The 13,880-nt window shown below is 67.8% G+C and carries 12 protein-coding genes; 10 read left to right on the forward strand and 2 right to left on the reverse strand.

Annotation, left to right across the window (positions count from 1 at the left end):
• Positions 1-52: 52 nt before the first annotated feature.
• From AAFN88_RS05465 to AAFN88_RS05475, 3 genes are all read left to right on the forward strand, one after another.
• Complete coding sequence (locus AAFN88_RS05465; RefSeq protein WP_347518839.1) at positions 53-2,113, forward strand: protein meaA; 2,061 nt, start codon at positions 53-55, stop codon at positions 2,111-2,113.
• Positions 2,114-2,403: 290 nt separating this feature from the next.
• Positions 2,404-3,501 carry a TRAP transporter substrate-binding protein gene (locus AAFN88_RS05470; protein WP_347518840.1) on the forward strand — a complete coding sequence of 366 codons (1,098 nt, stop codon included), beginning with the start codon at positions 2,404-2,406 and terminating at the stop codon, positions 3,499-3,501.
• Positions 3,502-3,796: 295 nt separating this feature from the next.
• Positions 3,797-4,138, forward strand: a complete 342-nt coding sequence (locus AAFN88_RS05475; RefSeq protein WP_347518841.1) for a hypothetical protein — start codon at positions 3,797-3,799, stop codon at positions 4,136-4,138.
• A 14-nt stretch (positions 4,139-4,152) separates the two neighbouring features.
• Here AAFN88_RS05475 and AAFN88_RS05480 read toward each other — a convergent pair whose 3' ends face one another.
• The gene (locus AAFN88_RS05480; protein WP_347518843.1) at positions 4,153-4,908 is read right to left on the reverse strand and encodes a GNAT family N-acetyltransferase; all 756 of its coding nucleotides are present in this window, start codon (positions 4,906-4,908) and stop codon (positions 4,153-4,155) included.
• 406 nt (positions 4,909-5,314) lie between these two features.
• Here AAFN88_RS05480 and AAFN88_RS05485 point away from each other — a divergent pair, with 406 nt between their 5' ends.
• The 3 genes from AAFN88_RS05485 (at position 5,315) to AAFN88_RS05495 (ending at position 7,587) form a co-directional block, all read left to right on the forward strand.
• Positions 5,315-6,127: a helix-turn-helix domain-containing protein gene (locus AAFN88_RS05485; RefSeq protein WP_347518844.1), complete on the forward strand. Its 813-nt coding sequence runs from the start codon at positions 5,315-5,317 to the stop codon at positions 6,125-6,127.
• A 78-nt stretch (positions 6,128-6,205) separates the two neighbouring features.
• The gene (locus AAFN88_RS05490; RefSeq protein WP_347518845.1) at positions 6,206-6,649 is read left to right on the forward strand and encodes a VOC family protein; all 444 of its coding nucleotides are present in this window, start codon (positions 6,206-6,208) and stop codon (positions 6,647-6,649) included.
• Between the two features lie 71 nt (positions 6,650-6,720).
• Positions 6,721-7,587 (forward strand): DUF4743 domain-containing protein, encoded by an 867-nt coding sequence (locus AAFN88_RS05495; protein ID WP_347518847.1) that lies wholly within the window; start codon positions 6,721-6,723, stop codon positions 7,585-7,587.
• 120 nt (positions 7,588-7,707) lie between these two features.
• Here the strand turns inward: AAFN88_RS05495 and AAFN88_RS05500 are convergent, their stop codons facing one another.
• Complete coding sequence (locus AAFN88_RS05500; RefSeq protein WP_347518849.1) at positions 7,708-9,423, reverse strand: choline dehydrogenase; 1,716 nt, start codon at positions 9,421-9,423, stop codon at positions 7,708-7,710.
• Between the two features lie 205 nt (positions 9,424-9,628).
• Here AAFN88_RS05500 and AAFN88_RS05505 point away from each other — a divergent pair, with 205 nt between their 5' ends.
• The 4 genes from AAFN88_RS05505 to AAFN88_RS05520 all read left to right on the forward strand — a co-directional run bounded on the left by AAFN88_RS05505 (position 9,629) and on the right by AAFN88_RS05520 (position 13,857).
• The gene (locus AAFN88_RS05505; protein WP_347518851.1) at positions 9,629-10,858 is read left to right on the forward strand and encodes a TRAP transporter substrate-binding protein; all 1,230 of its coding nucleotides are present in this window, start codon (positions 9,629-9,631) and stop codon (positions 10,856-10,858) included.
• A gap of 206 nt (positions 10,859-11,064) precedes the next feature.
• Complete coding sequence (locus tag AAFN88_RS05510; RefSeq protein WP_347518853.1) at positions 11,065-11,583, forward strand: TRAP transporter small permease subunit; 519 nt, start codon at positions 11,065-11,067, stop codon at positions 11,581-11,583.
• A 7-nt stretch (positions 11,584-11,590) separates the two neighbouring features.
• Positions 11,591-12,982, forward strand: coding sequence for a TRAP transporter large permease (locus tag AAFN88_RS05515; RefSeq protein WP_347518854.1), 1,392 nt, complete (start codon positions 11,591-11,593; stop codon positions 12,980-12,982).
• An 83-nt stretch (positions 12,983-13,065) separates the two neighbouring features.
• Positions 13,066-13,857, forward strand: coding sequence for an IclR family transcriptional regulator (locus AAFN88_RS05520; RefSeq protein WP_347518856.1), 792 nt, complete (start codon positions 13,066-13,068; stop codon positions 13,855-13,857).
• Positions 13,858-13,880: the final 23 nt, after the last annotated feature.

A 13,880-nucleotide genomic window follows, 5' to 3' on the forward strand; every position in this document is an offset into this window, starting at 1 on the left:
CCGCCTGAGGCGCCGGGTATGAGACAGTGGTGGTGAGAGTGAGACGAGCGACATGACGGACAGCAAGCCCGCCGGGGCGCGCACGAAAGACCCATCTGTTGCGCGCGAGCGCGACCCTTCTCTTGCGCGCGAGCGCGACAGGCCCTGGCTGATCCGTACCTACGCGGGCCATTCCACCGCCGAGGCCTCCAACGCCCTCTACCGCAAGAACCTGGCGCGCGGGCAGACCGGGCTCTCGGTGGCCTTCGACCTGCCGACCCAGACCGGTTACGACTCCGACCATGCCCTGGCCAGGGGCGAGGTCGGCAAGGTCGGCGTGCCGGTCAGCCACCTGGGCGACATGGAAAAGCTCTTCGCGGAGATCCCGCTGGAGCGCATGAACACCTCCATGACCATCAACGCCACGGCGCCCTGGCTGCTGGCGCTCTACATCGCCTGCGCGGAAAGGCAGGGCGCGGCGCGCGGCCAGCTCACCGGCACGGTGCAGAACGACATCATCAAAGAGTATTTGTCCCGCGGGACCTACATCTTCCCGCCCGAGCCGTCTTTGCGCCTCATCACCGACGTCATCGCCTTCACCTACCGCGAAGTGCCGAAGTGGAACCCGACCAACGTCTGCTCCTACCACCTGCAGGAAGCAGGCGCGACGCCGGTGCAGGAGCTGGCCTACGCGCTGGCGACGGCGGTGGCGGTGCTGGATTCGGTGCGCGATTCCGGCCAGGTGCCGCCGGAGGATTTTCCCCGCGTGGTCGGGCGCATCTCCTTCTTCGTCAACGCCGGGCTGCGCTTCATCACCGAGCTGTGCAAGATGCGCGCCTTCACCGAGCTGTGGGACGAGATCTGCCGCGAGCGCTACGGCATCGAGGAAGAGAAGTACCGCCGCTTCCGCTACGGCGTGCAGGTCAACTCCCTGGGCCTCACCGAGCAGCAGCCGGAGAACAACGTCTACCGCATCCTGCTGGAGGCCCTGGCCGTCACCCTGTCCAAGGACGCCCGCGCCCGCGCCGTGCAGCTGCCGGCCTGGAACGAGGCGCTGGGCCTGCCGCGCCCCTGGGACCAGCAGTGGTCGCTGCGCTTGCAGCAGATCCTCGCCTTCGAGACCGACCTCTTGGACTACGACGATATCTTCGACGGCTCGACGGTGATCGCCGCCAAGGTCGCGGCGCTGAAGGCCGAGGCGCGCGAGGAACTGGCCCGCGTCGAGGACCTGGGCGGGGCCATCGCCGCGGTCGAGAACGCCTACATGAAGGAGCGCCTGGTGGAGAGCGCCGCCAGGCGCCTGGAGGCCATCGAGACCGGCGCCCAGACCGTCGTCGGCGTCAACGCCTATCAGGACAGCGAACCCTCGCCGCTGACGCAAGGCGGCGACGGCGGCTTCCTGGCGGTCGACCCGCAGGCCGAGGCCGGGCAGATCGGAAACCTGGAGGTCTGGCGCGCTGCCCGCGACCCGGGCGCGGTGGAGAAGGCGTTGGCCGAACTGGAAGCCGCGGCCAGGGACGGCGCCAACATCATGGAGCCCTCCATCGCCTGCGCCCACGCCGGGGTGACGACAGGGGAGTGGGGCGAGGTGCTGCGCCGGGTCTTCGGCGAGTACCGCGCGCCGACCGGCGTCGGCGGCTCGGCCGCCGCGCATTCCCAGGAGGAAGAGGACGCCCTGGCCCCGGTGCGCGAGCGGGTCGAGGCGGTCTCCCGGCGTTTGGGCCGCCGTCTCAAGATGCTGGTCGGCAAGCCCGGCCTGGACGGTCACTCCAACGGCGCCGAGCAGATCGCCGTGCGCGCCCGCGACGCCGGTTTCGAGGTGGTCTACGAGGGCATCCGGCTGACCCCGGCGCAGATCGTCGGCGCGGCCCTGGAGGAGGGCGTCCACGTCATCGGCCTCTCCATCCTCTCCGGCTCCCACGTCGCCCTGGCCGGCGAGGTGCTGGAGCGCATGGAGAAGGCGGGCCTCGGCCGCGTGCCGCTGGTCGCCGGCGGCATCATCCCGTCGGAGGACGAGGCGGCCCTGAAGCAGGCCGGGGTCGCCGCGGTCTACACGCCCAAGGACTACGACCTCACCGCCATCCTCGCCGACGTGGTCGACATCGTGGACCGCGCGACACAAGAGGCGGCCTAGGGGAAGCGGTTTTGGGGGAGGAGGCTGCCTTGGCCATCCTCTGGCTGTCGTCCCGGCACTTGATGCCGGGACCCATCGCCCTTTCCGCCGCCTCGGCCTTCCTTGAGAGGTTCACCGCTTGCCGGCGGCATTGGGTCCCGGGGTCGAGCCCCGGGACGACAGCGGGTATCCATTGCTGCCGTGCGAATTGCGACCCGTAGCATTCCGGGCCGAAGCCCGCTACTCTCCCGGCCAAATCAAGACGGCGGAAGCCCGTAACGGGGATTCCGGCCATTGTGAGAGGAGACGTTATGAAACGCCGTGACTTCGTGAAGGGCGCGGGACCCCTTGTGTTGGGTGGGGCCGCTGCTGCGTCGACCCTGGCCGCGCCGGCCATCGCGCAGGAGCGCATCGAGTGGAACATGGTGATGCCCTGGCCCAAGGGCGCGCCGGGCGTGGGGGTCAACGCCGAGCGCTTCGTCCAGCGGGTCAATGAAATGAGCGGCGGGCGCTTGACCATCAAGCTCTTCGCCGCCGGCGAGCTGGTGCCGCCCTTCGACAGCTTCGACGCGGTGCAGAGCGGCACCGCCGATGTTGTGCACGGCACGCCCTACTACTGGGTCGGCAAGTCCAAGGCCTTCAACTATTTTACCACGCTGCCCTTCGGCCTCAACGCCATCGAGCTGCCGGCCTGGCTGACTTACGGCGGCGGCCAGGAACTGTGGGAGGAGGCCTACGCCGACTTCGGCATCCAGCCCTTCTATGCCGGCTCCAGCGGCGTGCAGGCCGGCGGCTGGTTCAAGAACGAGATCAACACCTGGGAGGACCTGCAGGGCCTGAAGATCCGCATGGCCGGCCTGGGCGGCGAGGTCATGCGCCGCGCCGGCTCCGTCGTCGTGCTGCTGCCGCCGGGCGAAATCCTGCCGGCCATGCAGTCCGGCGCCATCGACGCGGCGGAGTGGATCGGCCCCTGGAACGATGTCGCCTTCGGCCTGCAGAAGGTGGTGAAGTACTACTACGTGCCGGCCTTCCACGAGCCCGGTCCGGGCCTGGAGATCTCGGTGAACAAGGCCAGGTTCCAGGCTCTGCCCTCCGACCTGCAGGCCATCGTGCGCTACGCCGCCGCGGCCACGGCGCAGGACACCACCACGGACTTCACCTACCACAACATCCAGGCCTTCCGTCCGCTGATCGACGACTACGACGTGGAACTGCGCAGCTTCTCCGACGAGATCATCAAGCGCCTGGGCGGGATCACCATGGAAGTGGTGGCGGAGATCGGCGAGACCGACGACCTGACCCGGAAGATCCACGCCTCCTTCATGGACTTCGCCAAGAAGGCCGCCGACTACGAGGGCGCCTTCGACGAGACCATGCTGCGCCAGCGCCGGCTGGTCTGGGAGGGCTGACCCCCCACCCTAGCCCTCCCCCACAAGGGGGGAGGGAATGCTTTGAGGCCTCGAAACTGCCGCATAGAACCCCCTCCCCCTCGATGGGGGAGGGTTGGGGAGGGGGTGGAACTCCGCCTTCTTTGGTTAACGCCCCGGCCCGCTTGACTTTCCCGCCGCCAGGGCGTTTCATCGCCCCGTTATGAGCCGCAAGCTTCTGTCCGCCATCATTATTCGAATTACGGACCCGGCGCCCAAGGGGTAGTCGGGAGTTTGTGATTCGTCTTAGGTGATGTCCGTACAGGAGGGCCAAACGATGGCCGCTCATCCTTCTCTTTCCGATCTTTCCGACCGAAGTTCCCTCGCGCCGGCGCCTGCCAAGGCCGCCGAGACCGTCTACTGCTTCTCCATCCTCGCCGAGGCCGCGCCCGGGGTCATGCCCCGCGTGCTGGAGCTCTTCGCCAAGCGCGGCCTGGTGCCGACCCGCTGGCACAGCGACGTGACGGGCCCCAAACACCCCGGGGGAGGCCGCGACCTGGCCATCGATGTTCAGCTCGACGGCCTGGACGTGGCCACGGGCGACTACATCGCCCGCTGCCTGCGCCAGACCTTCCAAGTCGAGACGGTGCTGACCTCGCAGAAGCACGTGAGCCGCTAACGCATCGCGTCGCACTAGACCTTGCGGCGGTAGTGATAGCGGTGCAGCTCGGTTGTGAAGCCGAGGGCGCGGTAGAGGCCGAGCGCGGGCGCGTTGTCCGCGACCACCTGCAGGCAGACGCCGGAGGCGCCTTCGTCCCTGGCCCACTGCAGCAGCCGCCCGACGGTCTGCCGTGCGTAGCCGCGCTGGCGCTTCGCCTCGTCGGTGACCACGGACTCGATCACGCCCAGGCCGTTGCAGACCACGCCGTAGGCCAGGGCGGCGATCTCGCCGTCCGCCCGGCCCTCGTCACGGGTCGCGGCGAAGGCGCGTGGCAGCAGGATACTGCCCAGCATGGCTTCGTAGATCTGCGACTCGGCACCGCCGATCCCGCTCAGCGCGGCGCGCGCCTGCAGCCATTCCGCGCCGGGCACGATGGCGAGCTCGGTGCCGCTGTCTCGCGCGAGGCCGAGGCTGTCGATCTGCCCGTAGAGCGTCAAGGTCTCGGCCTCGGCGTCGTAGCCCTTGGCCGCCAGCACGGCATCCATGCCCTCGACGAAGGAGAGCACGCGGAACAGCGGCGCCTGCCCCAGGGCGCCGTAGACGGCTTCGGCGGCGGGGAGGATCGCGCCGGGGTCGCGGGCGCCGCAGCGGATCGGGTTCACCGAGTTGGGCCGCCGGTGGCCGCCGCCGGCCGCGCGCAGCAGCCAGCCCTCCAGCAGCAGCTCGCGCGGCGCGGGCCAGGCGGCCATGCAGGCTTCCTCGGCGCGCCAGGACAGATCGTTGGACATCGTCTTCCGCTTCTCCGGCAGTGGGGCCGGTTCAGCTATAGCCGCCGGGAGCAGCCGGCGTAACCCCTTGCTTCTGCCCTCTGCGCGGCGCCGGGCCGGTCCGGTGGAATCGCCCCGCCCTCGCGTATCCTTTGCGCTCTCCCGAACGTCCTTGGAAGGTGAACAGCCGTCAGGAAGGGAAATGGAGGAGGATGCCCTGATCGATCGAAGGAAGACGGTGCTGGTGACCGGTGCCAGCCGCGGTCTGGGCCGGGCCCTGGCGGAGGCTTTGGAAGCCTCCGCTTTCGAGGGTGCGGAGACCCTGTGCGCGACCGGCGAGGGCGTCTTGGCGGCACCGCGGGCGGCGGCTTGTCGCGTGAGGCGCCGGCTCTTATCCTGCTCCGGTTGTTGTCGAGGAAGTCCAACGATGCTCAGACGCCCGCTCGGCGCCGCGCTGCGCCCCTTCGTCAGCCATCTCTGGGCAGGCCACGGCGGCCCTCTGTCGCCGGGCCCGTCCAAGCGCGAGCGCATGCTGCCGGCGGATTCGCTGCATCTCGTAATCCGGCTCGAGGATCGTCCCCTACGGGTCTACCGCGACTTGGAAGACCTGCGCGGCACGACGGTCTCCGCGGCGGTCGTGGGCGGGCTGCGCACGTCGTCCTATCTGCGGGATGTCTCGCGGCCGGCGCCTTGCGTCGGGGCCATGCTGCGCCCGGGTGTCGCCGGGTTTCTGGTCGGCGCGCCGGCGGGGGCGATTGCCGGAGGACATGTGGCGCTGGAAGACCTCTGGCATCCGGTGGAGGTGGACCGGCTGCGCAGCCGCTTGGCCGAAGCGGCAAGCCTCGGAGCCCGGCTTGACATCTTTGAGGCCGCGCTCGCCGCGCGCTTGCCGTCGCCGGCGGCGGTCGACCCGCGCATTGCCTCGGCGCTGGCGGGTTTCGCGGCGCGGCGTCCGGTGGCGCAGGTGGTCGGCGCGCTGGACGTCAGCCACCGCCACTTCACGGCGACGTTCCGCGAAGCCGTCGGGCTGGCGCCCAAGAGCTATTGCCGCCTGCTGCGCTTCGGCGAGGCGCTCGACCGCTTGCACCGGGAAAGGGATATCGGCTGGGCGGCGCTCGCCGCCGCGGCCGGATATGCCGATCAGTCCCATATGGTGCGCGAATTCCGCGGCTTCGCGGGCTTGACGCCGGGGGATTACCGGCGCCGCGCGCCGCGGTCCTCGCGCCACGTGCCGGTCTAGCGGAGGTCGATTTCGTTCAATACGGCCTGGGCGATCTCCGGTTAGATGGGGTCGCTTTCTACGGCAAGGAGAGGTCCCGTGGCCATTCATGAGGTTTTCATCTATCTGCGCGCCAAATCGGCGGAGCAGGCGGTCGCCTTCTACAAGGAAGCCTTCGGGGCGACGGAGAAGTTCCGCCTCACCGAACCCGGCGGCCGCATCGGACATGTGGAACTGGTGCTTGGAGGCACCACCATCATGCTCTCCGACGAGTTTCCCGAGTGCGGCATCTCTGCGCCTTCTCCGCAAAGCCCGGCGCTGGTCTCGATCCATCTTCACGTCGATGACGCCGATGCTGTGATGACGCAAGCCGTCGCCGCGGGGGCGGAGGTCATCCGGCCGGCGGCGGACCACTTCTATGGCGAACGCTCGGGCGCGCTGCGCGATCCCTTCGGCTACGACTGGCTGATCGGCAGCTCCATCGAAGAGGTGTCGCCGGAGGAGATGCAGCGCCGTTACACCGCTATGCTGAGCGGCGACTGAACGACGGCTGAGCGACGCGGCGGCGGCGAAACCCATGGCCTTCGCCGGCGCGAGGACGTACCTTCCGCGCCATGAGCTTCCTTGACCGCATCCGCGCCTGCCACCGCTGGCGGGCGGACGACTATCTTCCCTTCCTGTTGGACGGCGATCCCCGGCCCTTGGGCTGGGTGACGCCGGCCTTCGCCGCCCGGCTGCGTGATTTTCCGGAGGTCTTCGACGTCACCGAGGCGGCCGTTTGCCTGGCGCCGCGCCTCGGCGATTTCGAGTCGCGCTCGGCGGCGTTGAAGGCGGTGCTGGAACAACTGCACGGCGCCGGCGAGATACCCGCCTGGCGCGGCGAGGACTACGGCATCTGCCGGCGCTGGGACGATGAGGTGATCTTCAAGATGGAGCGCGGCGCGGTGCCGCTCTTCGGGGTGCCGGCCTACGGCATCCACGTGAACGGCTTTGTGCGCACCCCCGAGGGCCCGCGGCTCTGGGTCGGACGCCGCTCGCGCCACAAGGCGCTGGCGCCGGGCAAACTGGATCACCTGGTCGCCGGCGGGCAGCCCTATGGTTTGAGTTTGATGGAGAACGTCGTCAAGGAAGCGGCGGAGGAGGCCAGCGTGCCCGAAGACCTCGCCCGCCGCGCCCGCCCGGTGGGGGCGCTCGGCTATCTCTGCGCGCGGCCCGAGGGCCAACGCAACGACGTGCTCTTCGTCTACGACCTGGAACTGCCCGCCGACTTCGTGCCGACGCCCAACGACGACGAGGTGGAGGAATTCTTCCTCTGGCCGATGGAGAAGATCCTGGAGCGTCTGAAGGACAGCGACGACTTCAAGTTCAACGTCGCCCTGGTGAACCTCGATTTCGCCCTGCGCCACGGCGTGCTGACGCCCGACGCGGAGCCCGGGTACCAGGCTATCGCCGAGGGTCTGCAGGGGCGTCTCACGGGCTAGAACCTGCCGTCGGACACGACACTGCTGTCATGCTCGGACTTGATCCGAGCATCCATTCTGCAACTTCTCGAACAGCGGCCCAATGGACCCTCGGGTCAAGCCCGAGGGTGACGGTTGACTTTACACGCTCGCCGCCAGGCGCCGCTCGCGGCCGTCGGAGAGGATCAGGTCGCTGGCCTTTTCGGCGATCATGATGGTCGGCGCGTTGGTGTTGCCGGAGACCACGCAGGGCATGACCGAGGCATCGACCACGCGCAGACCCTCCATCCCATGGACGCGCAGGCGCTCGTCCACCACCGAAGACTCGTCGCGGCCCATCTTGCAGGTGCTGGTGGGGTGGTAGATGGTCTGGCTGATGTTGCGCGCCGCCTCCAGAAGCTCCGCGTCGCTCTGCGCCTGGGCGCCCGGCGTCATTTCGCTGGCGATCAGCGGCGCCATCACCGAGGTGGCGGCGAAGGCGCGCGACAGGCGCATGCCGGCCACCGTCACCTGCTGGTCCTTCACCGTGGCGAGATAGTTGGGATGGATCGCCGGGTGGTCCTGGGCGAAGGGGCTGCGCAGCTCGATGACGCCGCGGCTTTCCGGGCGCAACTGGCAGGTCGATGAGGTAAAGGCGGAGAACTTGTGCAGGCCCTCGCCCGGCTTGTCGGCGGAGAGCGGCTGCAGGTGGAACTGGATGTCCGGCGTCGCCACCTCCGGAGAGGTGCGCGCGAAGACGCAGACCTGGCTGGCGCCCATGGTCAGCGGCCCGCGGCGGAAGAAGATGTAGTCCAAGCCCATCAGCATCTTCTTGAAGGGGTTATGCACCTGGTCGTTCATGGTGATCGGGTGCTTGGTCTTGAAGACCATGCGGACCTGCAGATGGTCCTGCAGGTTGCGGCCGACGCCGGCCAGGTCGTGCACCACAGGAATGTCGAAGCTTTGCAGTTGCGCGCCGGGGCCGACGCCCGAGAGCAGCAGGATCTGCGGCGAGCCGATGGCGCCGGCGGAGAGGATCACCTCGCCGCGGCAGCGCGCCTCGCGCAGCGCGCCCCCGTGACGGCCGCTTCGGCGGTAGGCGACGCCGACGGCGCGGCGGCCCTGGAAGAGCACCCGTTCGGTCTGCGCGTGGGTGACGATCGTCAGGTTGGCGCGGCTGCGCGCCGGGTTCAGGTAGCCGACGGCGGTGCTGCAGCGCCGCCCGTCGCGTGAGGTGAGCTGGAAGTAGCCGGCGCCTTCCTGTTCGGCGCCGTTGAAATCGTCGCGCGGGGGGATTCCAAGCTCTTCCGCCGCCGTGATGAACTTGTCGCAGAGCTCGCGCCGGATGCGCATGTCGGAGACCGCCAGCGGCCCGCCGGCGCCGTGATAGTCGTCGGCGCCGCGCTCCTGGTCCTCGGCGCGGATGAAGTAGGGGAGCACGTCTTCATAGGACCAGCCGACGTTGCCGAGCTGGCGCCAGTGGTCGTAGTCCTCCTTCTGGCCGCGGATGTAGAGCAGGCCGTTGATGGAGGAGGAGCCGCCCAGCACGCGGCCGCGCGGCCAGTCGAGCCGCCGTCCGTTCAGGCCCTTGTCCGGCTCGGTCTTGTAGCACCAGTCGGTCCTGGGGTTGTGCATGGTCTTGAAGTAGCCGACCGGGACGTGGATCCAGGGGTTCCAGTCCCGTCCGCCGGCCTCCAGCAGCAGCACCCGGTTCGCCGGGTCGGCGGAGAGACGGTTGGCCAGCACGCAGCCGGCCGAGCCGCCGCCGACGACGATGTAGTCGTAGCTCCCGCTGCCGTCCTTGCCGTGTGGCGCGGCGCCGCGGCCGGGTGTCTCGGGCGTGGCGCTGCTCTGATCCTCGGCGATCACCTGGTGCATTCCTCCCTCGCGCGGTCCCCCGGGCCTGCCCTTTCCGGGTGAACAACTTTCGATCAATGGTGCTGCCCGTCGGGCACGAATATTACATATCGCTTGATTTCCGCTCAAGCAATCGCAATAATGAAACTATAAGTCTCGTTAAATGAGAATAAATAAGATTGTTGGCGGCCGCAGGCCGGAGCCATCGGGGAAATGGGAGGAACTCATGCTGAGTGAAAAACTGAAGCACCTATCGCGCCGCGACCTGCTGCGCCTGACCAAGCGGTACGGTATTTCGTCCACCTTGCTGGCGGCCGGCTCCATGACCGGTCTCATCACCGCCACGCGCCTGGCCGAAGCCGCCAACTCGACTTACGAAAAGCGCTTCAAGACCGAACCGAAGTTCACGCTGAAGTTCGGCGCGGCGGGGTTCAACGAACGCAACCTGCTGATCGAGCGCGCCGGCTGCCTGCAGTTCGCCGCCGACCTGGAGGAGCGCACCGACGGCGCCATCCGCATCGAGTTCATCGGCTCCAACCAGATCTGCGGCCAGCTCAACTGCGTGAAGAAGACGCAGCAGGGCATCGTCGACATCTTCGCCGCCTCGACCCAGAACTCGGCCGGCGGCGCGCCTTATCTCAACGTCCTCGACTACGCCTACATGTTCCCCAGCCGCGCCGCGCAGTACTACTTCCTCTACCACCCGGGCAGCGAGAAGGTGCTGCGTGAGCCGCTGCGCCAGCGCCATAACGTGGAGTTCCTGTTCAGCCACGCCGAACTGCGGGGCATCCAACTGGGCCTCAAGTGGAAGGACAAGCCGCTGGTCACCAACATCGGACAGTTGGCCGGCACCAAGAACCGCGTCACCGGCACGCAGCTCGGGCGCATCGCCATGGAGCTGATGAACCTCAACCCGACGCCGATCGCCTGGGAAGAGACGCTCGACGGCCTGAAGCAGGGCCTCATCGACGGCGCCGAGACCTGGGCCTCCGCCGTGGCTTACGCCAACATGTCGCCGGTGGTCTCCCAGGTGGTGAACCTGGAGTTCTTCTGCGGCACCGAGCATACGGCCATGAGCACCAAGGTCTTCGACAAGCTGGGCAGCGAGCTGCAGGACGCGGTGCGCGAATCCGCCTATCTGACGCAGGTTCACGTTCAGGCGGCCAACGAGGCGGCGCTGGTGAAAACCGTCGGCTTCTCGGACCCGCAGATGCCGGGCACGATCTTCGACCAGAACGGCACGCGGGTCTCCATGATGAGCGACGAGGCGCGGCGCGAGGCAGAGGAGATGTGTTCGCCGGAGTTCCAGCCGGCGGCCTGGGAGCAGTGGCGCGAGCGGCTCAACGGCTGGGCCGGTGGCATGGACACCTACAAGTTCATCTACGACATCGCCCGCGAGATCCCCAAGGACACGCTGCCGGAGAACGTCGAGCCCCGGCGCTGGTGGAAGGCCTAAGGCCCTCTTACGGCAGGGGCGCGTACCCCACGGCGGGGGGATTCCGGCTTTCCGATCCCCCGCTGGCCCTCCCCGGGCAACAGCCCTTGCCGTAGACTCGATTCGGGCTCCCGCCGCGGTTCCGACGACGCGCCGCGGGCGGGCCCGAATCGCTTTTCTTTTCTGGCTGGCCCACAGCGGGCTCAAGGGATTCTGACGAGAGGATCATGGCGGTCTTGCGCTGGCTCGACGCGAACGTCGAGAAAATCATCATTCTGGTTTGCTATGTGGTCATGGCCGGGATCATCTTCGTAGAGGTGATCCGGCGCTTCCTGTTCAACGAGCAGGTTGCCTGGAGCACGACGGTGCCGGTCTATCTCTTTCTATGGATCGTCTGGCTGGGCTGCGCCTACAACGTGAAGATCCGCGCCCACCTGCGCTTCGACGAACTGCGGCTGCGCCTGCCTTACGCCGGGCAGTTCCTCTGCCTCTGCCTCGACGCGCTGCTGTGGATCGCCTTCGCTGTCATCGTCATCGTTTACACCAGCGAGCAGGTCTGGCTGTCCTACGACAACTTCGCCATCGTCCAGGGCACCGACGACGTCATGCAGTGGTGGTTCTACATGGCCACGCCTTTCGCCTGGAGCGTGCTGGTGATCCGCGTGCTGCAGAATTTCCATCACGACCTGACGCTGTTCCGCCGCGGCGAACCGTTCCATCTCAAAACCAGCATCTTCGGGGACTGACGGCGCCATGGACGGACTTTGGATCTTTCTCATCTCGCTGGGCGTCACCGCGCTTTTCGCGCTGGGCGTGCCGATCTTCCTGGTCATCGGCTATTGGGTGGTGGGCGTCAGTCTGGTCATCGACTTCACCCTGGCCAACATCGGCGTCACTCTCTACGAGGGGCTGAATTTCTTCGGCCTGCTGGCGCTGCCGCTGTTCATTATGACCGGCGACCTCATCAAGTCGGCCGGAATCGCCAAGCGGCTCTCCGACTTCGCCTATTCGGTGCTGGGCTGGTTGCGCGGTGGCCTCGCGATGGCCTCCTTGGGCGCCTGCGGCCTCTTCGCCGCGATTTCCGGTTCCAACTCGGCGACCACGGCCACCATCGGCTCGATCATGCATCCGGAAATGAAGAAGGGCGGTTACGAGGAGACCTTCGCCGCGGCCACGGCGGCGGCGGGCGGCACCGTCGGCATCATCATCCCGCCGTCGATCATCTTCATCGTCTACGGGTTCCTCATGAACCTGTCGATCAGCGATCTCTTCATCGGCGGCCTCATTCCCGGCTGTCTGATGGTGATCGCCATGCAGGGCGCCTGCTGGATCATCTGCCACAGGAACGGGTGGGGCCATCTGATCCAATTCCGCCTGCTGCGCAGCCTGAAGACGGCGCTGGGGGCCTGGCTCGGGTTCTTCGCCATCCTGCTGGTCATCTGGGGGATCTACACCGGCGCCTTCTCGCCCACCGAAGCGGCGGGCGTGACCGCCGGCTTCTGCCTGATCGTCGGCCTCGTCATGCATCCCATCGCACGCCGGCTGCATGATGCGCCGGGGGAGGAGACGCCGGGGGCGCTGCCGGACGACGCCGGCTTCCTCCAGCGCCTGGTGATTCCCGGTTTCAGTCTTCCCGAACTGCCGGCGATCATCATGCGTTCCGGCCAGATCACCGGCCTGCTGGCGCCCCTGATCGCGGTCTCGGTGGTGATGCAGCAGATCCTCTCGCTGCTGGGGGCCGACGCCTTCGTCACCGAGATGTTGAACGCCCTGGGCGGCTACTACGCGGTGCTCTTCGCCTGCATGGCCATCGTGCTGGTCGCCGGCACGGTGCTGGAGTCGCTGCCCAACACCATCATCCTGGCGCCGATCCTGGCGCCGATCGCCGCCAGCATCGGCGTCGATCCGATCCACTTCGCGGTGATCTTTCTGGTCGGCGACGCCATCGGCTTCATCACGCCGCCTTACGGGCTGAACCTCTATGTCGCCAGCGGCATCACCGGGATTCCCTACTTCCGGCTGCTGAAATACACCCTGCCTTACCTGGGGGCGCTGGTCGCCGCCTGGCTGCTGATCGCCTTCATTCCGGAGCTCTCGACCATCCTGCTGGTGAATAAAGGCGCCGGGGTTTACCAGCTGCAGTAGCGGGCGGGCCGCCGGCGGAGGGGAGAGTTGCGCCGCCGTGGGCGGCAGTGTAGCAACACAGTCGCGTAGGAGGTGCTGTAGTCTTGGCAAAGCCGCAAGCCGCGAAATCACGATCGGCCCGCGTGTTGCAGCTCTTGGAGCTGGTGGCGCGCATGGACCGTCCTGCTTCGGTGCAGGAAATCACCGAGTTGAGCGGCCTGCCCAAGGCGACGGCCTACCGCATCTGCGCGACCCTGGAGAGCGACGGCTATCTGCGCAAGGAGTTCGGCGGACGCGGCCTGGTGGCGGGCCCGCGTCTCCTCAGCCTGGCGCGCAACCTCATCGGCGGCTCCGGCCTGGCCACGGCGCGCCATGCGGTGCTCTCGGTCGCGGCCAGGCGCATCGGCGAGACCTGCAACCTCTCCATGCCCCAGGACGGCGAGATGGTCTACCTGGACCGCGTCGAGGCGGAGTGGCCGCTGCGCCTGCAGTTGCCGGTTGGGACCAGGGTGCCGCTGCACTGCACCGCCGCCGGCAAGCTCTACCTCTCGAGCCTTTCGCCGTCGCCGCGTGCCGCGCTGCTGCGCAGCCTGACTCTGGAGGCGCGCACCCCCAACTCCGTCACCGATCCAGAAGCCCTGAACGCGGCGTTGGACGAGATACGCAAGACCGGTGTCGGCGTCGACAACGAGGAGTTCCTGGAGGGCATGGTCGCGGTGGCGGTGCCGGTCACCGACGGCGGCGGCCGCTTCTTCGCCGCCCTGGCGGTCCACGCCCCGGTGATGCGCATGAACCTGGAAGAGGCCATGACCCACGTGCCGGTGCTGCAGGAAGCGGCGGCCGAGCTCTCCAACCTTGCCGCCGGCGTCAAGCTCGCCGAGACGGAGGCGAGCTAGCTTTCCCGAATCATCCGGCGGCG

The sequence above is a fragment of the Pelagibius sp. CAU 1746 genome, from assembly GCF_039839785.1.
In the GTDB taxonomy this organism is placed as follows: domain Bacteria; phylum Pseudomonadota; class Alphaproteobacteria; order Kiloniellales; family Kiloniellaceae; genus Pelagibius.

Excerpts from the sequence above, each read along its gene's own strand:
- AAFN88_RS05500 (WP_347518849.1), bottom strand. The coding sequence starts at position 9,423 with ATGCACCAGGTGATCGCCGAGGATCAGAGCAGCGCCACGCCCGAGACA.
- AAFN88_RS05495 (WP_347518847.1), top strand. The coding sequence starts at position 6,721 with ATGAGCTTCCTTGACCGCATCCGCGCCTGCCACCGCTGGCGGGCGGAC.
- AAFN88_RS05505 (WP_347518851.1), top strand. The coding sequence starts at position 9,629 with ATGCTGAGTGAAAAACTGAAGCACCTATCGCGCCGCGACCTGCTGCGC.
- AAFN88_RS05475 (WP_347518841.1), top strand. The coding sequence starts at position 3,797 with ATGGCCGCTCATCCTTCTCTTTCCGATCTTTCCGACCGAAGTTCCCTC.
- AAFN88_RS05485 (WP_347518844.1), top strand. The coding sequence starts at position 5,315 with ATGCTCAGACGCCCGCTCGGCGCCGCGCTGCGCCCCTTCGTCAGCCAT.
- AAFN88_RS05510 (WP_347518853.1), top strand. The coding sequence starts at position 11,065 with ATGGCGGTCTTGCGCTGGCTCGACGCGAACGTCGAGAAAATCATCATT.
- AAFN88_RS05515 (WP_347518854.1), top strand. The coding sequence starts at position 11,591 with ATGGACGGACTTTGGATCTTTCTCATCTCGCTGGGCGTCACCGCGCTT.
- AAFN88_RS05480 (WP_347518843.1), bottom strand. The coding sequence starts at position 4,908 with ATGTCCAACGATCTGTCCTGGCGCGCCGAGGAAGCCTGCATGGCCGCC.
- AAFN88_RS05470 (WP_347518840.1), top strand. The coding sequence starts at position 2,404 with ATGAAACGCCGTGACTTCGTGAAGGGCGCGGGACCCCTTGTGTTGGGT.
- AAFN88_RS05465 (WP_347518839.1), top strand. The coding sequence starts at position 53 with ATGACGGACAGCAAGCCCGCCGGGGCGCGCACGAAAGACCCATCTGTT.